The sequence below is a fragment of the Streptosporangium vulgare genome, from assembly GCF_042428775.1.
Classification (GTDB): Bacteria; Actinomycetota; Actinomycetes; order Streptosporangiales; family Streptosporangiaceae; genus Streptosporangium; species Streptosporangium vulgare.
The window spans coordinates 622,883-644,298 of sequence record NZ_JBHMBS010000003.1 but is presented as its reverse complement, the minus strand read 5'-3'; the positions used below and the strand labels follow the sequence as shown (position 1 = coordinate 644,298).

Genomic DNA, 21,416 nt, shown 5'->3' with positions numbered 1-21,416 from the left:
GACGTGAACCTCACGTCACCGGCCGTCGCCGTTCCGGCCGCCTCGCGGACCGCGCCCGCGCTTCCGGGCCGGGAGCGCGTCCCGTCCCCCCTCGGGGACGGTCCCGCCCCCGGCCGGTCCGGCGGCACCGGCCCGGACACCACCCGTCACCGGCGCCTCCTACCTGCCGACATGACGAACGTTCCACGAGGAACGAGCGTTGAGGGCGCTTACGTCCATGTCGGTGATCCCCTGCTGGGCAGCGGCCATGTCCGTCAGCTCCTTCGGCGTGAGCACGTCGGCGATGTCGTCGAACCCGCCGGGCGCCCGCTCGGTGACCAGCGCGATGGTCCTCTCCATGGGCAGCTCGCGATGGGCGAGCACGAGCCCCGTGGTGGCGGTCCTGCGGTCCCTCTCGTACGCGGCCAGTCCCTCGGCCGGATCGGCCGCGCCGGCCAGTTCCCTGGCCAGGACCCGGGCGTCCAGCACGGCCTGCGAACCGCCGTTGGCGCCCACCGGGTACATCGGGTGCGCGGCGTCCCCCAGCAGGGTGACCCGGCCCGCTCCCCACCAGGGAAGCGGGTCCTTGTCCACCATGGGGTACTCCAGGAGCCGTTCCGAACCGGAGATGAGCGCGGGCACGTCCAGGTAGGGCAGCCTCCAGCCGTCGAAATGCGGGAGCACGTCCTCCAGACGGCCGGGCCTGGACCAGTCGGCGGCCGGGACGGGGCCGGGTTCGGCGGTCACCACCTCGGCCACCCAGTTGATCAGCACTCGCCCCCGGGCCCGGGCCCGCGAGATGGGGTAGACCACGAACTTGGCCGACAGGTTGGACCCCGCGACGATCATCGTGGTGCCGCCGAGGAAAGGATCCCCCTCGGCCGTTCCCCGCCACATCCGGATCCCGTTCCACATCAGCGGCCCGTCGTCGGGATGCAGCCGGGAACGCACGGCCGAGTGGATGCCGTCCGCGCCCACGAGGACGTCGGCCGTCTCCTTCAGCCGCTCACCGGTCCGCACGTCGCGCAGCGACGCCGTGACGCCGGTGATCCCGGCGGGACCGGCGGGACCGGTCTCGTCCTGCTCGAAGTCCTCCAGCCGCAGCCCGGTCCTGACGGCATCGGCACCGAGCCGCTCACGCACCGCGGAGAGAAGCAGCATCTGCAGCTCGCCGCGGTGAACGGAGTACTGGGGCCAGTTGTATCCCGCGAACCTTCCCCGCGGCAGCGACAGGATCGTTCCGCCGAACCGGTCCGTGAAGTTCATGGAACTCGTCGGGACGCCGAGCTCCGCGAGCTCGTCCCCCACGCCGAGCTCGGTCAGCTCCCGGACGGCGTGGGGCTGCAGGTTGATGCCCACCCCCAGCGGGCGCAACTCCACGGCCGACTCGGCGACCACGCAGTCGATGCCCGCGGCGTGAAGGCTCAGCGCGGTGGTGAGCCCACCGATGCCGCCTCCGATGATCAGTACTCGCATGGCGTCCTCGATGTCCGTCGGGGGTTCATGTCGTAAGCCGACGTCCGGGCTGCCGCCCTTGGGCTTGGGAATGGCCTCCGCGCCACTCGCGAGGGTGCTCGGCGTGACGTCGAGACCCTGCTTCTCGAACAGCCCCGTTCCATCGCGATCTGCGGCGGGGCCGTGTCGAGGTCCGGGATCGCGCCGACGTTGATCTCGACCTTCTCCGGGCCGGAGCCGCCGGCGTCCCCGGCGGGCTCGCCGGCGCCGCATCCGGTGACCGCGGCGGGTGCCGGCGCCGGGATTCCGGCGACGGACGAGCGTAACCTCATGGATCCCCCAGGGCCGCGCAGCGTGAAGAAGCGATCTCCGAACCGAGGAATGACAGGACTCTAGCCCGCACATATATCTATAATATGAATTCCGCTATTCTGTCACCTAATTTCCGGTTTAGAAGATATTTCACAATGAACGATATGATGGCATGAACCGGACATGACATCACCTGGTGCCGTTGGCTCCTCCGGAGTCCCCGCATCCGTTCCAGCGGATCCCGCCCCCCGGGAATCATCTTGCTCGAAGCCGCCCGGCCTCACCCACGCCCACGGCCGTGGCGGGAGACATCGGTGGCCGGCGACTTCCCGCTCCCGCGCCGCCCGGGGCTCCCGGGGCGGGGCTCAAGACATGAGACGAGACGCCCGGGAAGGTGCGCCCCAAGCGCGGCCTGTTCGAGCGGGCGACACCGATGGCGTGGTCAAGACCGCCGCGAAACCTTCACGGTCGCGTACGGCATGAACCAGGCGCGGGAATGAACAATATATTCACGCCCTATATCCAGATATAAGTGACGCGCTTATGCCCGCGGCCATTCGTCGTGACGCCCGCCGCGGACCGGCCGGACCGGACGGCCCGCGGCGGGCATCACCTCCCACGAGAGTGAGGCCTTTTCAAAGGCGCGGGCCTCGTCCCCGGTGAGGACGAGGCCCGCGCCGGGACGTCAGACCCGGAGGGTGAGAACGTGCTCGACCAAGGTGATCAAGGTCGACTTCACGGCGTCGCGGGACCGGGCGTCGGTCCGGACGACGGGGATGTGCGGGGCGATCGTGAGAGCCTCCCGCACCTCCTCCTCACCGTGGACGTGCGATCCGCCGAACCCGTTGAGGGCCACGACGAACGGCAGGCCGGCCTCCTCGAAGTAGTCGATCGCCGGGAAGCTGTCGGCCAGCCGCCGGGTGTCGACGAGCACGATCGCGCCGATCGCGCCCTTCACGAGGTCGTCCCACATGAACCAGAACCGGTGCTGACCCGGCGTACCGAACAGGTACAGGATCAGGTCGCGGTCCAGCGAGACACGGCCGAAGTCCATCGCGACCGTGGTGGTGCGCTTTGTCGGAATGTGCGAGAGGTCGTCGACGTCCGCACTCGCCTCCGTCATCACCGCTTCCGTGGTCAGCGGCATGATCTCGGAGACCGCACCGACGAAGGTCGTCTTGCCGACACCGAACCCGCCGGCAACGACGATCTTCGTCGACGTCATTCCGGCGTCAGAGCCTGCGAAGCCCACTGAGCACCCTTTCAAGCAAATTGAGATCCGGCTTACCCGCATCCAGCGACGGCTGGTGGATCTGCACCAAGCCCTCGGCCGCCATGTCCGCGATCAACACCCGGGTCACGCCGAGAGGCATGCGCAACAGGGCGGAGAGCTCGGCAACCGAGCGCACCTGCCGGGACAGCGAGATGATCGCCTGATATTCCGTGGAGAGCGTGGTGGGATCCACGCCCGCGAACGTCGCCGAGGAGACCAGCGCCTCAAGAGCGAGCTGCATCCGGGGAGCGGTCCTGCCCCCGGTCACAGCGTACGGACGGATCAAACGATCTCGCCCGCTCTTGGCCTGGGACGTGCCCAGAGATTCCTCCGGGCCACGCCAACCTGGTGCGTCCATATCACCCCCCTATCGCTGAACCGACTGCAGTTCGGCCCGGAGCGCAGGCGTAAGGGCCTGGCCGGCACGCTCTGCGAGCAATGTCATCTGGTAGGCCACGAGGCCCATGTCACAGTCCGGCGAGGCCAGCACGGCCAGCGCGGAACCATCGCTGATCGACATGGTCAGCAGGAGGCCCCGCTGCATCTCGATCACCGTCTGTGCCACGGGACCGCCTTCGAAGACCCGCGAGGCACCCTGGGTGAGGCTGATCAGGCCGGCCGTGATCGCGGCGAGCTGGTCCGCCCTGTCCTTGGGGAATCCCTGGGAGTAGGCCAGCGGGAGCCCGTCCGCGGAGACGATCACCGCGTGCGCCACTCCGGGCATCTCCTTGACGAACTCGGTGATCAGCCAGTTGAAGCCGCGGGCGGCCTGGCTGAGTTGGTTGTTCACTGCTGGTTCTCTCCCTCGACGGCGTTGGCGCGCTCGCTCATCTCAGCGCGCCCCTGCCGTACGCCTTGCTGGAAACTGGACAGACGGCTGCGCACCCGTTCCGCCGATATCGGCGGCATCGGGGGGGCCGGAGCCGCCGGGGCCGACGAGGCGGCGCCGGGCACGAGGTTCGCCTTGGGCACCCGCTTGGGAAGGCCCGCTCCGGTCAGGCCGCCCTCGACGGGCTTCTTCGCGACCTCGGCGGCGGCCCACCCCTGGTCGGAGGGAGTGCTCCACGGCTGCCTCTCGGCGGCCGGCTCGGCCGGCCTGGGCTGTTGCGCCGACTGGGGCGTCCGCTGCGGCAACGGCTGCGCCTGCTGCGGGGCCTGCTGAGAGGCCTGCTGGGGAGCCCGCTGCGGCAGCGGCTGGTGCTGCTGCGGCGGAGGCGTGGAATGCGTGATCTGCGGGATGTTCTGGGTCTCCAGGCCCTGCGGCCCCCGCCTGACCCGCTGCTCCAGCGGCCGCGGCCTGACCTCGGCCACCGGCTCGGGAGCGACCTCCTGCTCCGGCTCGGGGACCGCGGCCGCGCTGCTGCGGAACCAGTCGGACCCCACCGCCGCGAAGATCGGCAGGAACTCCTCGGGCTCCGGTTCCGTCGGCGGCACCTCGACCACGGGAAGGGCCTGGGTGTTCTCCATCGGTTCCAGCCGCTGCGGCGTCCAGGGGTCGATCGCGGGCGGGTCGGGCCAGGCCGAGGGGAACGACGGCGGCGCGGTCGACGCCAGCGGGGACGACCACAGGTCCTCCACCGCGGAGGCGGGCACCACCGGTCCCGACCACAGGTCCGCGGACGTCGGCGCCGGCACCTGGGGAGGCGCCTGGGCGGGCGGCGTTCCGGGACCGGCCTGCGGGCGGGTACCGCGCCCGGTCCCGAACGGGTCCGGGTTCGGGGCGGAGCCGAACGGGTCGGGGTTCACCGAGCCGAACGGATCCTGGCCGGACATGCTGGACATGGAGCCGAACGAGTTCGACGGGCCCCCGAAGGAGCCGGACGGCATGCCCTGCCCCGACAGCGCCATCTCGGGCATCATCGTGGACTGGGCCACCACCTGCGCGGGCAGGAGCACGACGGCGCTGAGGCCGCCGGTGTCCGGGCGCCTGAGCTGGACCCTGATGCCGTGGCGCATGGCCAGGCGGCCGACCACGAACAGGCCCATCCGGCGGGAGACCGACAGGTCCACCGCGGGGGGCTCGGCCAGGCGGCGGTTCGCCTCGGCCAGTTCCTCGTCGCTCATCCCGATGCCGGAGTCGGTGACCGCCAGGATGACGGCGCCCATCTCGTTGCCGTTGCTGGTCACCGTGATCTTGGTGTCCTGCGGCGAGAAGAAGATCGCGTTCTCGACGAGCTCGGCGACCAGGTGGACGATGTCGTTGACGGCCTGGCCGATGATCGAGATGCCCGACTCGACCCGGAGGTTGACCCGCTCGTAGTTCTCGACCTCCGACAGTGAGGCTCGGACGACGTCGCTGAGCGGGACCGGCTCGCTCCACCGGCGGCTCTGCTCCTGGCCCGCGAGGACCAGGAGGTTCTCGGAGTTGCGGCGCATGCGGGTGGCCAGGTGGTCCAGCTTGAAGAGGCTGCCCAGCCGGCCCTCGTCCTGCTCGCCCTGCTCCAGGTCGTCGATGAGGTCGATCTGCCGTTCCACCAGCGACTGGGTGCGGCGGGAGAGGTTGACGAACATCGCGTTGATGTTGCTGCGCAGGCGGGCCTCGTCACCGGCGAGCCGGATGGCCTCGCGGTGGACCTCGTCGAAGGCCCTGGCCACTTCCCCGATCTCGTCGCGGGAGGCCACTCCGATGGAGGGCACCTCGATGTTCGGGGCCTGGTCCCCGGACTCCCGCAGCACCCGGACGGTCTCGGGCAGCCGGGTGTCGGCCACTTCGAGCGCCTCGCTGCGCAGCCTGCGCAGCGGCCGGACGAGCGTGCCCGCCACCCAGGCGGTGATGAGCAGGATCAGGACCAGCAGGACCAGGATCGAGGCGCCGGAGATCACCGCGCTGCGCTGCTCGGCGCTCTCCATCTCCTGGCTGCGCGAGACGACCGCGGACGCCAGGCGGCGCTCGACGGTCCGCATGCCGTCCACGATCGAGCTGGAGGCGCCGTACCAGGTGTTGGCGCTGGAGGGCCAGGTACGGCCGGCCATCCGCTCCAGCGGTTCGTTCTCGCGCATGAGGGACATGACGAGGGCGCGCACCGAGTCGGCCTGGTCGACCTTGGGGCCGGTGACCGCGTCGCGGAAGCCCTTGATGTCGGCGGCGGAGGCGGTGGCGCGGAAGGCGTTCTCCTCGCTCTGCTGGCTCCGGTACGCGCCGAGGAGGTCGGCGGGGTCGTCGAAGTCGAACTTGCGGTCCAGGAAGCTGACCAGGAGGGTGCCCCGCTGCCTGGCGACCTGCTCCTTGGCCCGGGTCAGCGCGCCCAGCGCGAGCGCGTCTCCGATGAGGCGCTCGTCGCCACCGCTGCGGCCCAGGTCGTCGTGGAGGGTGATGAAGTCGGTGATCATCCGCGTGTACATGCCGAGGGCCGCCCGGGGGAGCACGCTTCCCTCGGTCATCAGCCTGCGCAGGCCGGGGAGCCCGTTGAGCCAGCGGCGGATCTGGGCGACCTCGGTACGGACGCGGGCGGCCTGCGACGCGTCGAGGGCGTCCATGGCGGCCAGCACCTGGTCGCCGCTCCGGTCGACCACCGAGCGCTGCTCCCTGACCTTGCCCAGGTTGGTGCGGTTGGTGGCGGCGATGTACCAGGCGGTGAGGTCGCGCTCCTCGGCCATCTCGTGGGAGAGGGTGCCGAGCGACTCGACCAGCGAGGCGACCTCGGTCATCCGGCGGTACTCGTTGGCCGTGGACAGGGCCGTGGTGAGCTGGAGGCCGGTGAGGAGGACGGCCGCGGCGGTCGGGAGCAGGATCAGCGCGACCAGACGGGGACGCACGCGCCAGTTCGCCGGCAGGAGTCGACTGCCCACCCCTGACGCGCGGTGGCTCCGGCGGTCTTGTGTCATCACTGGCCTACGTAACCCCTCGCCGGATTTGGAAGCGGCGGAAGCAATTTGAGCACATCCTTTATGTCACTTCGAATGGAGTAAGTGCCGACATATCCCCTCAAAAGGGACATGCGGCACCAAAGTTTTCAGGCGGGCCGGAAGGAATCCCTCACCTCCGGAGCCTGGTGCTTGATCATCAGATGGCGGGTCACAGAGTATTCCTGAACCGCCTCCTGACTCATGTCCTTACCGAAGCCACTTCCCTTGACCCCGCCGTGCGGCGCCTCGGACGCGATGGGCAGATGGTCGTTCACCCAGGTCACGCCCACGTCGAGCCGATGCGAGACGCGCAGGGCCCGCGCCACGTCCCTGGACCAGACCGAGGAGGCCAGGCCGTAGGGGGTGTCGTTGGCCAGCCGTACCGCCTCGTCCTCGCCGTCGAAAGGCAGCGCCACGAGGACCGGGCCGAAAAGCTCACCCTGAACGATCTCACTGTTCTGCGCCGCGCCGGAAATCAGGGTGGGCGGATAGTAGAACCCGGGCCCCTCAAGCGGGAGACCGCCGTGCAGCACGGAGGCGCCCGCGGCGACGGAGCGCTCCACGAAGCCGTGCACGCGGTCGCGGTGCCCGGCGGAGATCAGCGGGCCGATGTCGGTCGCCGGGTCCCAGGGGTCGCCCACCGTGATCTGGGCCAGCGTCGCGTGGAGCGCCTCGACGGCCTCGTCGTACACGTCGCGGGCGATGTAGACGCGGGTCGCGGCCGTGCAGTCCTGGCCGGTGTTGTAGGTGGCGCCCATCGCGACGCCCCTCGCCATCTCGGACAGGTCCGCGTCGCCGAAGACCAGCGCCGGGGCCTTGCCGCCGAGCTCCAGGTGGACCCGCTTCAGGGAGCCGGTGGCGCCGCGCATGACGGCGCGGCCGGTCGCGGTGGAGCCCGTGACGCTCACCATGTCGACGCCCGGGTCGGCGACGAGGGCCTCGCCCACCTCCGCGTCGCCCAGGACGACCTGGAGCAGGCCGTCGGGCGCGCCGGCGCGGGCGAACAGCTGCGCCATCCGCAGCGTGGTGCCCGGCGTCTGCGGGGCGGGCTTGATGACCACCGCGTTCCCCGCCGCCAGCGCGGGGCCGATCTTCCACACGGCCATGACCAGGGGGAAGTTCCAGGGGGCGATCGATCCCACGACCCCGACCGGGCGGCGTACCAGCACCGAGGTGTAGCCGGAGCTGAGCACCCCCGCGCCGGTGCCGTCCAGCGAGCGGGCCGCGCCGGCGAAGAAGCGGAGGTTGTCGGCCGCGAACGGCAGCTCGCCGTCGCGGAAGACCGCCGCGGGCTTGCCGGTCTCGATGACCTCCAGCCGGGTGAGTTCCTCGGCGTCGGCCTCGACGAGGTCGGCGAAGCGCAGCAGCACCCTGGACCGTTCGGCCGGGGTCGCCGTGCTCCACTCCTCGAACGCCACGCGGGCCCGCCGCACGGCGGCGGCCACCTCCTCGATCGGGGTGTCGGCCACCTCCCGCAGCAGGTCGCCGGTCGCCGGATTGATCAACTTGCCCATGGAACTTCCCTCGTCGTGGTGATGCGGGGAGCCGTCAGGCGCCCGCCCGCTCGATCAGGTCGGCCGCCCTGCGCAGACCGTCCCGGCCGCGGATCTCCTCGCCCGCGGCGGCGAGGCGCTCGCGGAGCCCGGTGTCGCCCAGGAGCCGATCCAGCGCGCCGGTCAGCTCCTCGTCGGAGAAGGTGTAGGTGGCCAGGCGCACGCCGTAGCCGAGCTCGTGGACGCGCTGGGCGTTGTCGTACTGGTCCCAGAACAGGGGCAGCAGGATCATCGGCTTGCCGAAGTGCAGCGCCTCGGTGGTGGTGTTGTTGCCGCCGTGCGTGATGACCAGGTCGACCAGTGGAATGATCTTGGTCTGCGGGACGAACTCGGCGCCCCACATGTTGCCGGCCAGCTTGATCTCCTCGTGCAGCGGGCCCATGGAGACGATGAAGCGGTACGGGGTGGTGGCCAGCACGTCGATGACCCGCTGCATGAGGGCGACGTCCGCCGAGCCGAGCGAGCCCAGCGAGAAGTAGACCAGCGGCCCCTCCTGCCCGGCCAGCGACGCGGGGAGCTCGAAGCCGCCCTCCGTCTCGCGCACCGAGGAGTCCAGGCGGTGCCAGGAGTCGCCCAGCGGCCGGGCGTCGGTGTAGTCGGCGATCTCCGGGAAGACGTACAGGTTGAGGTCGCCCTCGTGGATGAAGTCCAGGTCCGGCAGCGGGCGGGCGCCCTGCTCGACGACCCACTCGTTGAAGGCGGTCCAGATCTCGCGGTGGGTGCGGTCGTACTCGGCCTCGAAGGCGCCCCACTCGGAGCGGTCGTCGGCGGGCAGCCCGGAGAAGACCGGGGCGACGCCCTCGCCGCGTACCTCCAGCGGGTTGCAGGAGACGATGCGGACGAACGGCTTGCCCGCCGTCAGCAGCGCCGGGAACGTGATGACGTTGTCCTCGACGATGACGTCCGGCCGGACGCGCTCGATAATCGCCTTCAGCTGAGGCTCGCAGTACTTGGCGCCGTCGATAAGCGCGTCCCAGATCGGCTTGGTGACCGTCTCCAGCTGCTCCAGCGTGGACTTCCGGTATTCGGGGGCGGTGTCCCTGATGAAGTCCTTCCAGAACTGCCCGGCGTCCTGCTCCTCCTCGGACGGCGGCGCGAGATCGACCAGGTCCTCCTCGAATCCAAGGGCCGTCAATTTCCCCTTCCAGGAGGCCTCAGCTGCGAAAACGACTCGATGTCCGCGCTTACGAAGAATGTCACCGATGCCGATGCAGTTGTTCGTCGGCCCGTAGGCACTCTCCGGCATGAACAGGATCGTGAGAGACATCACGCCTCCTTGCGTCTAGGGGTTGCGGCTTTTGAAGAATGGTTCAATTCTTGGCTGGTAAAAACGCCGGGAAAGGGTCACTATGGACCCCGGCACAGAGCGTGGTTTTCAACGAGCGGGGGAATATGACGCGCAAGGGACGGGCGGACCGGCGCCTGGATCTCATCGCGGCCGCACATCGGGCGATCGTCCGGCACGGCACCGAGGGGGTGCATCTCAACCACGTCGCCGAGGAGGCCGGTCTCACCTCCGGGGCGGTCCTCTACCACTACCCGCGCCTCAGCGAGTTGCTGGTCGACGCCCACCACGCCGGGATGGAGCGCTTCTACGAGCAGCGGCTCAAGCGGATCAGCGGCATGCGCGACCCCGCGGAGAAGCTCGTCGTGACGATCCGCTCGGGGCTGCCGCACGGCCCGGACGACCCGGACGTCCGGCTGCTCAACGAGCTCGGCGGCGCCGCGCCCCGTAACAGGATGTACGCCCTGCTGCTGACCACGCTCTACGACCGCCAGGTCTCCCTCTACCAGAGCATCCTCGACACCGGGGCCGCCCTGGAGACCTTCAGGCTGTCGGGCGACTCGCTGCCCATCGCCCGCAACCTGGTCGCGCTGGAGGACGCCTACGGCTACCGCATAACGGCCCGCCACCCGGTGATCGGCCCGCAGGAGGCGGCGGAACTCATCCTCGACTACGCCAGGACCGCGACGGACAACCCGCTCAAGTCTTCTCATTGAGGGATCAGCACCCCGTCCCCGTCCGCCCAGCCGAGCGCGACGAGAGAGCCCGCCCGCACCTGCGTGGCCCCCGGGGTGGCCACCAGGACGGGCGTGGAACGCCCGTTCACCAGGACCGACACGTGCGAGACGCCGCCGAAGAAGCTCACGTCGACGACCTCGCCGCGCAGCACCCCCTCGGCACCCAGCCTGAGCCGCTCCGGCCGTACGGCGAGCAGCGCGGGCGTGCCGTCGGGCAGGTTCGAGATCCCGGGCAGCACGCCGAGCCCGTCGCCGGCCAGGCCGACCGAGCAGGCCCTGCCGGGGAAGATGTTGTTCGCCCCCACGAAGCCGGCGACGAACGGGGTGCGCGGGCGCTCGTACAGCTCCACCGGGGCGTCGACCTGCTCGACCGAGCCCGCGTTGAAGACCGCGATCCTGTCGGCGAGCGACATGGCCTCCTCCTGGTCGTGGGTGACCACGACGAAGGTGATGCCGACCTCGTTCTGCAGCCGCTTGAGCTCCAGCTGCATCTCCGCGCGCACCTTCTTGTCCAGCGCCGACAGCGGCTCGTCGAGCAGCAGCAGGCGCGGCCGCTTCACGATCGCGCGGGCCAGCGCGACCCGCTGCCGCTGGCCGCCGGACAGCTGCTGCGGCTTGCGCCCGGCCATGGCGTCCAGCCCGACCTTCTCCAGCACCTCGCCAACCCGGCGGCGCACCTCCGCCCTGCCCAGCCTCTCCCGCTCCAGGCCGTAGGCGACGTTCTTCGCCACGGTCATGTGCGGGAACAGCGCGTACGACTGGAACATCAGGTTGACCGGGCGGCGGTGGGCCGCCCGGCCGAGCAGGTCCTCGCCGTCGAGCGTGACGGAACCCTCGTCGGGTGACTCGAAGCCCGCCAGGATCCGCAGGAGCGTCGTCTTGCCGCAGCCGCTGGGGCCGAGCAGCGCGAAGAACTCGCCCTGCCGGATCTCCAGGGAGACGTCCGACAGCGCCGTGACGTCGCCGAACCGGCGGCTGACACCTGTGATCTTCAGCATTAGGACAGCGACTCCGTCAGTCGGGTCATCCGCTGGGTCACGATCACCGCGGTGAAGCTCACCAGCAGCAGCAGCGTGGCCAGCGCGTTGATCTCGGGGGTGACCCCGAAGCGGACCATTGAGTAGATGACGATGGGCAGGGTCGGCGTGGTGGGCGCGGCCGTGAAGTACGCGATGACGAACTCGTCGATCGAGAGGGTGAACGCCAGCAGCGCGCCCGCCAGGATGCCCGGCGCCAGCTGCGGCAGCGTGACCCGCAGGAACGTGGTGAACGGCGTCGCCCCCAGGTCCATGGACGCCTCCTCCAGGGAGGTGTCGGCGCCTGTGAGCCGGGTGCGGACCACCGCGGTCACGAACGCCATGCCGAACACCGTGTGGGCGAGCAGCACCGAGTGCAGGCCGAGGGTCGACTTGATCATGGCGTAGAACACCAGCAGCCCGATGGCGAGGACCAGGTCGGGCAGGACCGCGGGCAGCACGCCCAGCGCGTCCAGCGCCCGCGACCTGGTGTGCCGGGCCAGGCCCACCGCCAGCAGGGTGCCGAGCACCGTGGCCAGCGCGGTGGAGCCCGCGGCCACGATGAGGGTGTTGACCAGCCCCTCGCGGATCTTGGCGTTCTGCACGAGGACGCCGTACCAGTCCAGGCTGAAGCCCTCGTAGATGTAGGGGGACTCGCCGGCGTTGAACGACATCACGACGAGCACGAGGATCGGCGTGTAGAGGAAGGCGTAGGCCACCCAGAAGGGGACGTACAGCAGGCGTGATCTACGCACGTCGGGCACTCCAGGCCTGCAGGAGCAGCAGGACGATCAGCACGGCGATCAGCGCCAGCGCGAGGGTGGATCCGAACGGCCAGTCGCGCGCCTTGAGGAACTGGTCCCTGATCAGGTTGCCGACCATGATGGAACGGCCGCCGCCGAGCAGTTCGGGGATGATGAAGTTGCCGAAGCTCGGCACGAAGACGAACAGGCAGCCGGTGAACACGCCCGGCAGGGTGAGCGGCAGCGTCACCGACGCGAACGTGCGGGCCGGTGAGGCGCCGAGGTTGGCCGAGGCCTCACGCAGCTGCGGGTCGAGCTTCTCGATCGCCGCGTACAGCGGCAGGACCATCAGCGGCAGGTACGAGTAGACCAGGCCGGTGACGATGGTGCCCTGGTTGTAGAGCAGCTCCAGCGGCTTGTCGATCAGCCCGAGGTCCAGCAGGGTGCTGTTGACCAGGCCGGGACCGCTGAGCAGGATGATCCAGGCGTAGATGCGGACCAGGAAGTTGGTCCAGAACGGCAGCACGATCGCCACCAGGGCGATCGTCTTCCACTTCCGCGGGAGCTGGGCGATCAGGTAGGCCGTCGGGTAGCCGATCAGCAGGGCGATCAGCGTGGCGATGGTGGCCAGCTTCAGCGAGCCGAGCAGGACGTCCAGATAGAGCGGGTCGAGCAGCCGGGCGAAGTTCTTGCCCGTGACCTCGTAGACCACCCCGCCGAACCGGCCCCTGCGGAAGATCGTGAAGCTGATGAGCAGGGCGAGCGGTATCAGCAGGAGGACGAGCAGGTACGTCAGACCGGGCCCCAGGAAGACGAGCCTTCCCAGGGCACGCGACCGGCGCGCCCGCGATCTCGCGGACGCGCCGGAAACGGTGGTGGAACGTGTCACTGCTTCGCCGAGACCTCGGTCGCGAGCTGGGTGAACTTGACCGAGTCCTCGCCCAGATCGATGATCGACTCACCCTTGAGCAGGTCGGACGGCGTCATCTGCAGCGGGGCGTTGGCGGCCTTGAGCTTGGCGTCCATCGCGTCCATCGCGGCCTTGTTCGGGACCTTGTAGAGGATGTTCTCCGCGGCCCAGCCGTGGACCTTCGGGTCCAGGATGTAGTTGATGAAGGCGTGGCCCGCCTCCTTGTTCTTGGAGGACTTCAGCACGACCATGGTGTCCACCCACAGGTCGCTGCCCTCCTTCGGGATGACGAACTTGATGTTCTTCTCGGTGGTCGGGCACCAGCCGTCCCACGCCTCGACCATCACGGCCTCGCCGGTCTTGAGCTTCTCGCCGAAGGTGGTGTCGTCGTAGCCGAGCAGCTTCGGCTTGGCCTCCAGCAGCTTCGCCTTGACCTTGGCGAGCTCCTCGTCGCTCCTGGTGTTGACCGAGTAGCCGAGGGCCTTGATGGCGGGAAGTGCCAGCCAGCGCTCGGTGGTCATCATGGTGACCTTCTTGAGCGCCTCGGCCGGCGGGTTGAGAATATCGTTCCAACTCGTCGGCGCGGTCTTCATCAGGTCGGACCGGTAGCAGATGCCCGTGGTGCCCCAGGTGTAGGGAACCGAGAAGAGGTTGCCCTTGTCGTAGGACAGCTCCTTGGCCTCGGGGTAGAGGTTCGCGAGGTTGGGGATCAGCTCGGGGTGGAGCGGCTCCAGCAGCCCGGCCTCGTTGAGGGCCTGGGCGTACTGGCCGGAGACGAAGGCCACGTCGAGGCCGGTGTCGGTACCGGCGGTGAGCTTCGCCATGATGTCCTCGTTGGTGGCGTGCTCCGTCACCTTGAGGGTGGTCTTGAGTTTGTCCTTGATCCGCTGGGGCAGGTCCTCGGGCGTGTAACCCGCCCACACGGAGATGGTGACGCTCTGCTGGGAAAGGTCGGCGTTGGGGTTCAGCTGCGCCGCCGAGGCGCTGGCGGCGGGTGCGGCGGCGGTCTCCGCGGCCTCACCGCCACAGGCCGAGACTGCGAGCGCGAGACCGGTGACCAGGGCGGCGACCGGAAGACGACGGGTGTACCGGGTGCGGGACACGGCCGCTACTCCTTCAGCATTCAGTGTAATTGGGGTAGACCGGCCGTTGGGGACACGGCAGACCAAAGCAGGAGTGTTGCAGTCAACATTAACTTGAGCAAGACTTCCCCCGACATCACCCCTGGAAAGTTTGGTCCGTTTGTTAAATCCTGCTTCAATCTGGGACCGGCTCGACACGGTTCCCCGAGCCGGCGACGGGCGGACCGGTGAGCTCATCGAGGCTCTGACCTGCGACATCCCCGCCCCATTCGCCGTTCGTCGATTCCACCCGCTTCCCGTACGGATCATCACTCTTTTCTCAATCGACACTCAATTGTCATCGAGTGACGAGGGCCTCCGGGGCGCCGAGCGGGGGGTCGAGGCCGACCAGACCAACCATTCGGTGGTCGTCGGCGAGCGGGTCGTCGTGAAATGGCTCACTCCCCCCGCGCCGCTCCCCCAGCCCGCGCCCGACGTGTTCGCGCACCTGACGTCGGTCGGCTTCACCGCGACCGCCACGCCGTACGCGTCCGTCTCCCGGCGCGCCGACGACGGCTCCGAGCTGCTGCTCGCCCTCGTCACCGCCTACCTGCCGGGCGCCGCGGACGGCTGGGAGTGGTGCGTGGACGAGGCCGTCTCCGGCGGCACCTCCTTCGCCGCCGACCTCGGCGTCCTCTCCGCCGACCTGCACGCGGCGATGGCGACCCCCTCCGCGACCTTCCCCGATCCGGTGAGACACGCGGACGCCGTACGGGCGGGAGAGGGCCCGTGGTCGCTCCGGGCGGGCGAGGCGCTGGCGGAGGCACTGGCGCTGACCGGCGGCGAGGACGGCGACTGGCTCGCGGAGCGCGCCGGCGCGCTCCGCGCCGAGCTGGCCCCCCTCGCCTCCGCGGGGGCCACCCCGCTGATCCGCATCCACGGTGACCTGCACGTCGGCCAGGTCCTGCGCTGGCGGGACGGCTACGCGGTGATCGACTTCGACGGCAACCCGACCGTCGCGGGCGCCGATCCCTTCCAGCCTGCGGCCCGCGACCTCGCCCAGCTCACCACGAGCCTCGAACACGTCGGCCAGGTCGCGATCAGGCGCCGCGACGCCGACCCCGAGGTGATCGCCGGATGGTCCGCCACGGCCCGCGCCACCCTGGAGGCGGCCTACCTCGGGCGGCTGGCCGAACTGGGCCACGCCGCGCTCCTGGACCGTTCCCTGCTGCGCCCGTTCGAGATCGAGCAGGAGTGCCGCGAGCTCGTCTACGCGGCCAGGCACCTGCCACGCTGGCGCTACGCCCCGATGGGCGTGCTGCGGTCCCGATATCCGTGAACCCGGGCCGAACCCGATGGGCGTGCCGGGGCCCCGACACCCATGAACCCGACGCTTCCGACGCTTGCGACGCTTCCGACGAAGGAGAGACCGTGATTCCCGAGCTGTACCTCGCCGATCTGGAGGCCAAGCCCGCCGCGCTGGCCGACCTGGCCGACGCCCTGGAGGGGGGCGACCCCTTCGCGGGCATCCCCTCGGGGATCCGGCGGGTGCTCCTCCTCGGCATGGGCAGCTCCCGGTACGCCGCCCGGGTGGCCGCGCTGCGCCTGCGGGCCGCGGGGACGGACGCGGTGGCCGAGTACGCCTCCGCCGCCCTGTCCTACCCGCCGGACCCGGAGACCCTGGTGGTCGCCGTCTCCGCCACCGGCGGCAGCCGGGAGACCCTGGACGCGGTCGCCCGCCACCGGGGCCGGTCCTTCGTCCTCGCGATCACCAACAACCCCGGCTCGGCCGTCACCGAGGGCGCCGACCTGGTGGTCCCGATGCTGGCGGGCGAGGAGCGCGGCGGCGTCTCCTGCCGGACCTTCCAGCACACCCTCGCCCTGCTCCTGGCACTCGGCGGTCACCTCACCGTCCCCGGCTGGGGCGGGCGTGTCTCGGGGGGCGAGCCCGGCGGCCTCGGCCGGGACGTGCCCGAGCTGCTCCGCCGTACGGCCGAGGCCACCGCCGACCTGCTCGACCGCCGCGACGAGTGGCTGGAACCGGCGGCGGCGCTGCTCGACGGCCCGCACGGCGTCTACACGATCGCTCCCGTCGAGCACCTGTCCTCGGCCGAGCAGTCGGCGCTGATGTTCCGGGAGGGCCCCCGCCGGGCGGCCGACGCGTGCGAGACCGGCGACTGGGCCCACGTGGACGTCTATCTCACCAAGACCCTCGACTACCGCGCCATCCTCTTCCCCGGCTCCCGCTACGACGAGCAGGCCATGGACTGGATCGGGCAGCGCGGCTCCACCGTCCTCGCCGTCGGCGGCGACCTTCCCGGGGCCAGGGCCTGCGTCCGCTACCGCCACGACGACGACCCCGACGTGGCGCTCCTGACCGAGACCCTGGTGGCCGAGCTCGTCGCCGCCCGCTGGTGGCTCGCGGGAAACTGACGCGCGCCCCCTCGCCCTCTGCCGGGAAACCGACGCGCGTCCTCTCGCCCCTCTCCCAGGAGACCGGCGCGGGCTCCCCCGCCGCCTGAGGCGCAGGTCCCCGCCGGGATCCCGGTAGTAATGAAGAAATTTCCAACGAAGTAGCCTCTGACCTGCGGTGAACCCGGACCTCTGTGACTAAGGTCTCGATTCGTTTACGGCGTGGACCATGAGCGACGACGACCCGCATTTCGGGTACGGCGCAGGCCAGCGGCCGTTGTGGACGGTGCGGGATCGGGCGCGGAGGTCATTCGCACGATGCTGCGCCAGGCGGGCAGGAGCGAGTTCGGCGAACGGCATGGCGGGTTCGTCGTCGAGGGCGGGCAGGGGGGCGCGCCCTTCCTGGTCGCCTGCGCCGACGACACCGGCATCTCCGCGCAGGAGCCGGCACGATATGAGGCCGCGCTGCTGGTGGCCGGCTACCGGGTCGAGCTCGATCCCGACGACGATCAGGCGCTGCGGGCGTGGCCGATCGCGTGACCTGGTGAGGTCATCCGGTGGGGGTGTGAGTTCAGCGGGGACGGCGGCGCTGGATGGGGTCGGCCTCGGCGGTGACGCGGGCGGAGGTCTCCTCGCCGAGGCGGACGTAGCGGCCGAGGCTGGCCAGGTGCTGGTGGCGGCTCTTGGCCTGCAGTTCGGGCGCGGTGCGGCCGGCTTGGGCCAGATGCTGGAGTGCGCTGTGGCGGAGCTGGTGCAGCGTCCACCCCTGCCGGTGCGGGTCGAGCGTGGCCGAGGCGGTCTTGAACAGGTACTCGGCACGCGGGTAGGACAGCCGTCCGCGTCCGGTGGCGGGGTCGATGTCGGCGGCCGCGGGCGTGCGCGGGCCGGAGGCAGGAGCGCGCCGGTCGGCCAGGAACACCGGTCCGGTGGTGCGGCCGGCCAGCAGGCGGGGCAGCAACCGCGCGGTGGGGGTGGCCCAGTGCACGTACTCGATGGCGCCACCTTTGGAGACGACACGGGCCCGACGGAATTCCAGGTCGAGGTCTTCGACGTTGAGGGTGAGGATCTCCTCGGCGCGGGCGGCCGTGTCGTACAGCAGCCGCCACAGCAGTCGTTCGCGCAGGGCGTGGGCGGGGTCGGTGAAGAGCGTCTCCAGCCGGGTGCGCGGGACGGCGCGGTCGCCGCGGCGGGCGGACTTGCGGCGTTCCAGGCGCCGGGCGGGATTGGTGGCCAGCAGCTCCTGGCGCTGGGCCCAGGCGGTGAAGGAACACAGGGCGGACAGGTGCCGGTTCCAGGTGGCGGCGGCCGCGGTCTTCCAGCGGTCCATCACGGCGGCGTACTGCTCGGGGCTCAGCGCGGCGACCGGATGGTGTGGGCCGGTGACGGCGCTCAGGCGGGCGAGGGTCTCGGCGTAGCCGACGCGGGTGGTGGCCGCGTTAATGGAGTCGAGAAAGCGCTCGACCGCGGCCGCGGTCGTCGCGCCGGTGGCCGGGTCGGGTTGGCCGGGGAAGGTCACGACGGACATGGGGCCGTCCTCCTGGAAGGCGATGTGACACCTAATGTTGCCGAGTCGTCCTCGCGGCGGCGGATGTCGAGCTGGCGGACACGATCCGACGAGCGCCAGTGTGACAGATAATCTAAGTTCTGTGTCACACCCCTGGCCGGGTGACGCTGGGTCCGACCTCGCGGGCGGTGTGCGCGAAGGTGCGGATCAGGTCGGTTTCGGTGGCGGTACGCCACAGCAGTGCCCACTGCGCCGGAGGGGCGTCGTGGATGGGCACGTAGGTGATGTCGGGTCGGCGCGGTAGCGGATGGCGTGATACGACACCGTTTCGCGCTGGGCCAGCCGGTGGCCGACTCCGAGTGCGAGGACGACGGGCTCGATGCGGACGACCGGCCCGACGGTGAGGTCGGCCTCCCTGATCGGCAGCCAAGGTCAGGAAGATCTCGATGTCCCGAAGCTCCACCCGTCCTCTTTCATCGTTTAGCGAGAGGTTAAGGCACGTTATCGAACCTGGCGTTGTCGCCGGTGGCCGCCTAGGGCCAGGCTGAGGGGCGTCCAGAACGGCCACCAGTCCGCCAGTGGTGCCCACCGGGATCTGGAGGCTGCGTTCAAGGGGAAAGGTGCCATGCACATCATCAGCTCGGCCATGTCGCCGAACGTCGACGACGTGGTGGCATCCAGCAACTTCTTCACCACCCACCTGGGCTTTCACGAATCGGTGGCGGCCAGGGGGTTCGTCACTCTCACCCGTCCCGACTGTGCCGACATCGTGCCGGTGTCGCGCGGCAGCCGGGTGCTTCCCAGCAGCATCCGTGAGCGGTTGCCAACGGGGGTGATGGTGTCCCTTACCGTCACCGACGTCGCTGCCGAACATGAACGGCTGTGCCGCGAAGGCGTCCCCGTCACGGTGCCGCTGCGGGATGAGCCGTGGGGCGAGCGGCTCTTCCAGCTCACCGACCCCAACGGCATCGTGGTGCAGTTCGTCGAATGGGTCCCGCCCGCGGGGGCGTAGCCGTCCAGGAGATCGTCAGCCGAGGCCGGAACCTGCGCAACGGTGAGTAAGGACGTGGGTGTGCTGTTGACAACGACAAACAATGAGGAGAGTGGACAGTGATAAATACCGACGTGGTCATCGTGGGTGCCGGTCCGACCGGTCTGATGCTGGCCGCTGAGCTGCGGCTGGCCGGGGTGCGGCCGTTGGTGCTGGAGCGTCACCCGCACCGCCGGGCGACCCCGAAGGCCGGCGGCCTCGGCGGGCAGATCCTGCAGCTGCTGGACTACCGGGGCTTGCTGGAGCGGTTCGAGGCGGCCTGCACCGACCCTGTTCCGGCTCCCCGGTTCCCGTTCGGTGGTGTGCATCTGGACTTCACCCAGCTGGCCGATCCGCCGCTGCACGCCCTGCCGCTACCGCAACCACTGCTGGAGCGGCTGCTCGACGACCGCGCCGGCGAACTCGACGTCGAGGTCCGCCGCGGTCACGAGGTGGTCGGGGTGAGCCAAGACGACGCTGCGGTGAGGGTGGAGGTGCGGGGTCCGGACGGGCCGTATGAGGTGATCGCCCGCTACCTGGTGGGTTGCGACGGCGCGCGCAGCCGGGTCCGTGACCGGGCCGGCATCGGCTTCCCCGGCACCGTCTACCCGGAGGTCAACCGGCTGGCCCAGGTCAGCTTGCCCGACACGGTGAGCGTGCTCGGCAACGGCGACCTCGACGTCACCGGCTCCGGCACGATCGGCTCGGGTTTCACCCGGACCGACCACGGTCTGTTCGGCCTCGGCTCCTCGCCTGACTCCCGCATCGTCTCGCTCTACACGATCGAGGACGAAGCCACCGAATACGACGATGACGCTCCGATGAGCGTCGCCGAACTCCAGGACAGCATCCGCCGCGTGCTCGGTGTGGATCTGCCCGTGGGAGAGGCGATGCGGCTGTCGCGGTTCACCTTCAAGGCCCGCCAGGCCGAGCGCTACCGTGACGGTCGGATCCTGCTGGCCGGTGACGCGGCGCACCTGTTCCCGGCCACCGGGGTGGCGATCAACGCCGGCATGCTGGACGCGGTCAATCTGGCCTGGAAGCTGGCCGCCGACCTGCACGGCTGGGCACCGGCCGGGCTGCTGGACACCTACCACGACGAACGCCACCTGGCCGGCGCCCGCACCATGCTGCACGCCCGGGCCCAGGTGGCGTTGCGGCGCGGGCACGACGTGGCCGCCGAGGCGCTGCGAGAGGTCTTCCAGGAACTACTCGCCGATGAACAACCGCTGCGCCGGATGGGCGCGCTGGTCGCCGGCACCGACATCCGCTACCCGATGCCCGGCACCGGCCACCACCCACTGACCGGCACCTTCGCCCCCGACCTCACCCTGCACACCGACCACGGCATCACCAGCCTCGCGGACCTCATGCACCCCGCGCGGCCCATCCTCCTGGACCTCGCCGACCGCGAGGATCTCCGCGAGAGCGCGCGCGACTGGAACCATCGCGTCGACCTCCACATCGCCAAAACCGATGACCGGCCGGCCGACGTCCTGCTGATCCGCCCGGACGCGCACATCGCCTGGGCCGCGACCATCGACGAGGCCGCCGACAGCGCCGCGCCCGCACTGCGCGAAGCGCTCGCCGCCTGGTTCGGAACCTCGACTACCAAAGGAAGCACGTCGTGATGCCGCCTGTTCCCGCCGACCCGACCGTGGTGCACCCCATGCCCGGCCAGCCACGGGTGGTGCTGCTGAAGCCGCTGATCACCTCGCCGCTGATCGAGGTCGGGGACTTCTCCTACTACGACGATCCGGACGATCCGACCGCTTTCGCGACTCGTAATGTGCTGTATCACTACGGGCCGGAGAAGCTGGTCATCGGGAAGTTCTGCGCGCTGGGCGAAGGCGTGCGGTTCATCATGAACGGCGCCAACCACCGCATGGACGGCCCCTCGACGTTCCCTTTCCCGATCATGGGCGCCTCCTGGGCCGAGCACTTCGACCTCATCACCGACCTGCCAGGACGGGGTGACACCGTGGTGGGCAACGACGTCTGGTTCGGTTACCGGGCCATGGTGATGCCCGGTGTCCGCATCGGCCACGGGGCGATCATCGCCTCCGGCTCCGTCGTCGTCGACGACGTCCCCGACTACGGCATCGTCGGCGGCAACCCGGCCAAGCTCATCCGCCGCCGCCACAGCGACGCCGACATCGACCGCCTGCTGGCCTTGGCCTGGTGGGACTGGCCGCTGCAGCACATCACCGAACACCTGCGCACGATCATGTCCGGCAGCATCGACGACCTGGAGAACGCGGCCCCCGCGCTCCCGCGACGATAATCCAGTACTTCGGAAT

Annotated in this window: 20 protein-coding genes; 7 read left to right on the top strand and 13 right to left on the bottom strand. The window is 70.1% G+C overall.

The annotated features are described in order from the left end of the window. Positions 1–159 precede the first annotated feature (159 nt). The 7 genes from ACFFRH_RS09550 to ACFFRH_RS09520 all read right to left on the bottom strand — a co-directional run bounded on the left by ACFFRH_RS09550 (position 160) and on the right by ACFFRH_RS09520 (position 9,685). Positions 160–1,455, bottom strand: a complete 1,296-nt coding sequence (locus ACFFRH_RS09550; RefSeq protein WP_344746416.1) for a flavin-dependent oxidoreductase — start codon at positions 1,453–1,455, stop codon at positions 160–162. Between the two features lie 976 nt (positions 1,456–2,431). After that, positions 2,432–2,971, bottom strand: a complete 540-nt coding sequence (locus ACFFRH_RS09545) for a GTP-binding protein (protein ID WP_344746417.1) — start codon at positions 2,969–2,971, stop codon at positions 2,432–2,434. A gap of 7 nt (positions 2,972–2,978) precedes the next feature. Further along, positions 2,979–3,377 carry a DUF742 domain-containing protein gene (locus ACFFRH_RS09540; protein ID WP_362680287.1) on the bottom strand — a complete coding sequence of 133 codons (399 nt, stop codon included), beginning with the start codon at positions 3,375–3,377 and terminating at the stop codon, positions 2,979–2,981. Positions 3,378–3,386: 9 nt separating this feature from the next. Further along, positions 3,387–3,809, bottom strand: a complete 423-nt coding sequence (locus ACFFRH_RS09535) for a roadblock/LC7 domain-containing protein (protein WP_030906232.1) — start codon at positions 3,807–3,809, stop codon at positions 3,387–3,389. After that, a complete protein-coding gene (locus ACFFRH_RS09530) occupies positions 3,806–6,775 on the bottom strand; it encodes a sensor histidine kinase (protein ID WP_386155701.1) in 2,970 nt (989 codons plus the stop codon). The genes ACFFRH_RS09535 and ACFFRH_RS09530 overlap by 4 nt, the downstream gene beginning before the upstream one ends. A gap of 197 nt (positions 6,776–6,972) precedes the next feature. Continuing rightward, the gene (locus ACFFRH_RS09525; RefSeq protein WP_386155699.1) at positions 6,973–8,379 is read right to left on the bottom strand and encodes an aminobutyraldehyde dehydrogenase; all 1,407 of its coding nucleotides are present in this window, start codon (positions 8,377–8,379) and stop codon (positions 6,973–6,975) included. 34 nt (positions 8,380–8,413) lie between these two features. Further along, positions 8,414–9,685, bottom strand: coding sequence for a glycosyltransferase (locus tag ACFFRH_RS09520; RefSeq protein ID WP_386155697.1), 1,272 nt, complete (start codon positions 9,683–9,685; stop codon positions 8,414–8,416). 125 nt (positions 9,686–9,810) lie between these two features. Between ACFFRH_RS09520 and ACFFRH_RS09515 the strand changes: the two genes are divergently transcribed. Further along, a complete protein-coding gene (locus tag ACFFRH_RS09515) occupies positions 9,811–10,419 on the top strand; it encodes a TetR/AcrR family transcriptional regulator (protein WP_386155695.1) in 609 nt (202 codons plus the stop codon). Here ACFFRH_RS09515 and ACFFRH_RS09510 read toward each other — a convergent pair. Genes ACFFRH_RS09510 through ACFFRH_RS09495 form a run of 4 tightly spaced genes read right to left on the bottom strand, consistent with a single transcriptional unit; the run spans position 10,413 to position 14,212 of the window. Next, entirely contained in the window at positions 10,413–11,438 is a 1,026-nt protein-coding gene (locus tag ACFFRH_RS09510) for an ABC transporter ATP-binding protein (RefSeq protein ID WP_386155693.1), read from the bottom strand. The two genes, ACFFRH_RS09515 and ACFFRH_RS09510, sit on opposite strands and share 7 nt — an antisense overlap. Continuing rightward, the gene (locus ACFFRH_RS09505; RefSeq protein WP_386155691.1) at positions 11,438–12,211 is read right to left on the bottom strand and encodes an ABC transporter permease; all 774 of its coding nucleotides are present in this window, start codon (positions 12,209–12,211) and stop codon (positions 11,438–11,440) included. Before ACFFRH_RS09505 ends, ACFFRH_RS09510 begins: the two co-directional genes overlap by 1 nt. Beyond that, on the bottom strand, positions 12,204–13,088 hold the full coding sequence (locus tag ACFFRH_RS09500; protein WP_386155689.1) for an ABC transporter permease: 885 nt from the start codon (positions 13,086–13,088) through the stop codon (positions 12,204–12,206). The genes ACFFRH_RS09505 and ACFFRH_RS09500 overlap by 8 nt, the downstream gene beginning before the upstream one ends. Beyond that, positions 13,085–14,212, bottom strand: a complete 1,128-nt coding sequence (locus ACFFRH_RS09495) for a polyamine ABC transporter substrate-binding protein (RefSeq protein WP_386155687.1) — start codon at positions 14,210–14,212, stop codon at positions 13,085–13,087. The genes ACFFRH_RS09500 and ACFFRH_RS09495 overlap by 4 nt, the downstream gene beginning before the upstream one ends. 313 nt (positions 14,213–14,525) lie before the next feature. Here ACFFRH_RS09495 and ACFFRH_RS09490 point away from each other — a divergent pair, with 313 nt between their 5' ends. From ACFFRH_RS09490 to ACFFRH_RS09480, 3 genes are all read left to right on the top strand, one after another. Next, complete coding sequence (locus tag ACFFRH_RS09490) at positions 14,526–15,509, top strand: hypothetical protein (RefSeq protein WP_386155685.1); 984 nt, start codon at positions 14,526–14,528, stop codon at positions 15,507–15,509. Between the two features lie 92 nt (positions 15,510–15,601). Beyond that, entirely contained in the window at positions 15,602–16,603 is a 1,002-nt protein-coding gene (locus ACFFRH_RS09485; protein WP_386155683.1) for an SIS domain-containing protein, read from the top strand. A 297-nt stretch (positions 16,604–16,900) separates the two neighbouring features. After that, a complete protein-coding gene (locus ACFFRH_RS09480; protein ID WP_386155681.1) occupies positions 16,901–17,122 on the top strand; it encodes a hypothetical protein in 222 nt (73 codons plus the stop codon). A 31-nt stretch (positions 17,123–17,153) separates the two neighbouring features. Here ACFFRH_RS09480 and ACFFRH_RS09475 read toward each other — a convergent pair whose 3' ends face one another. Together ACFFRH_RS09475 and ACFFRH_RS09470 are read right to left on the bottom strand one after the other, a co-directional pair. Further along, positions 17,154–18,107, bottom strand: a complete 954-nt coding sequence (locus ACFFRH_RS09475) for a tyrosine-type recombinase/integrase (protein ID WP_386155679.1) — start codon at positions 18,105–18,107, stop codon at positions 17,154–17,156. Positions 18,108–18,231: 124 nt separating this feature from the next. Beyond that, positions 18,232–18,363 carry a hypothetical protein gene (locus ACFFRH_RS09470; protein ID WP_386155677.1) on the bottom strand — a complete coding sequence of 44 codons (132 nt, stop codon included), beginning with the start codon at positions 18,361–18,363 and terminating at the stop codon, positions 18,232–18,234. A gap of 348 nt (positions 18,364–18,711) precedes the next feature. Here ACFFRH_RS09470 and ACFFRH_RS09465 point away from each other — a divergent pair, with 348 nt between their 5' ends. The 3 genes from ACFFRH_RS09465 to ACFFRH_RS09455 all read left to right on the top strand — a co-directional run bounded on the left by ACFFRH_RS09465 (position 18,712) and on the right by ACFFRH_RS09455 (position 21,400). Further along, a complete protein-coding gene (locus tag ACFFRH_RS09465; protein ID WP_386155675.1) occupies positions 18,712–19,098 on the top strand; it encodes a VOC family protein in 387 nt (128 codons plus the stop codon). Positions 19,099–19,196: 98 nt separating this feature from the next. Further along, positions 19,197–20,747 carry an FAD-dependent monooxygenase gene (locus tag ACFFRH_RS09460; protein WP_386155673.1) on the top strand — a complete coding sequence of 517 codons (1,551 nt, stop codon included), beginning with the start codon at positions 19,197–19,199 and terminating at the stop codon, positions 20,745–20,747. Beyond that, complete coding sequence (locus ACFFRH_RS09455; RefSeq protein ID WP_386155671.1) at positions 20,747–21,400, top strand: CatB-related O-acetyltransferase; 654 nt, start codon at positions 20,747–20,749, stop codon at positions 21,398–21,400. The genes ACFFRH_RS09460 and ACFFRH_RS09455 overlap by 1 nt, the downstream gene beginning before the upstream one ends. Positions 21,401–21,416 lie beyond the last annotated feature (16 nt).

Bases quoted from the DNA above. Each gene is read 5' to 3' on its own strand.
- ACFFRH_RS09550 (WP_344746416.1), bottom strand. From the start codon at position 1,455: ATGCGAGTACTGATCATCGGAGGCGGCATCGGTGGGCTCACCACCGCG.
- ACFFRH_RS09545 (WP_344746417.1), bottom strand. From the start codon at position 2,971: ATGACGTCGACGAAGATCGTCGTTGCCGGCGGGTTCGGTGTCGGCAAG.
- ACFFRH_RS09540 (WP_362680287.1), bottom strand. From the start codon at position 3,377: ATGGACGCACCAGGTTGGCGTGGCCCGGAGGAATCTCTGGGCACGTCC.
- ACFFRH_RS09525 (WP_386155699.1), bottom strand. From the start codon at position 8,379: ATGGGCAAGTTGATCAATCCGGCGACCGGCGACCTGCTGCGGGAGGTG.
- ACFFRH_RS09520 (WP_386155697.1), bottom strand. From the start codon at position 9,685: ATGTCTCTCACGATCCTGTTCATGCCGGAGAGTGCCTACGGGCCGACG.
- ACFFRH_RS09515 (WP_386155695.1), top strand. From the start codon at position 9,811: ATGACGCGCAAGGGACGGGCGGACCGGCGCCTGGATCTCATCGCGGCC.
- ACFFRH_RS09510 (WP_386155693.1), bottom strand. From the start codon at position 11,438: ATGCTGAAGATCACAGGTGTCAGCCGCCGGTTCGGCGACGTCACGGCG.
- ACFFRH_RS09480 (WP_386155681.1), top strand. From the start codon at position 16,901: ATGCTGCGCCAGGCGGGCAGGAGCGAGTTCGGCGAACGGCATGGCGGG.
- ACFFRH_RS09475 (WP_386155679.1), bottom strand. From the start codon at position 18,107: ATGTCCGTCGTGACCTTCCCCGGCCAACCCGACCCGGCCACCGGCGCG.
- ACFFRH_RS09465 (WP_386155675.1), top strand. From the start codon at position 18,712: ATGCACATCATCAGCTCGGCCATGTCGCCGAACGTCGACGACGTGGTG.
- ACFFRH_RS09455 (WP_386155671.1), top strand. From the start codon at position 20,747: ATGCCGCCTGTTCCCGCCGACCCGACCGTGGTGCACCCCATGCCCGGC.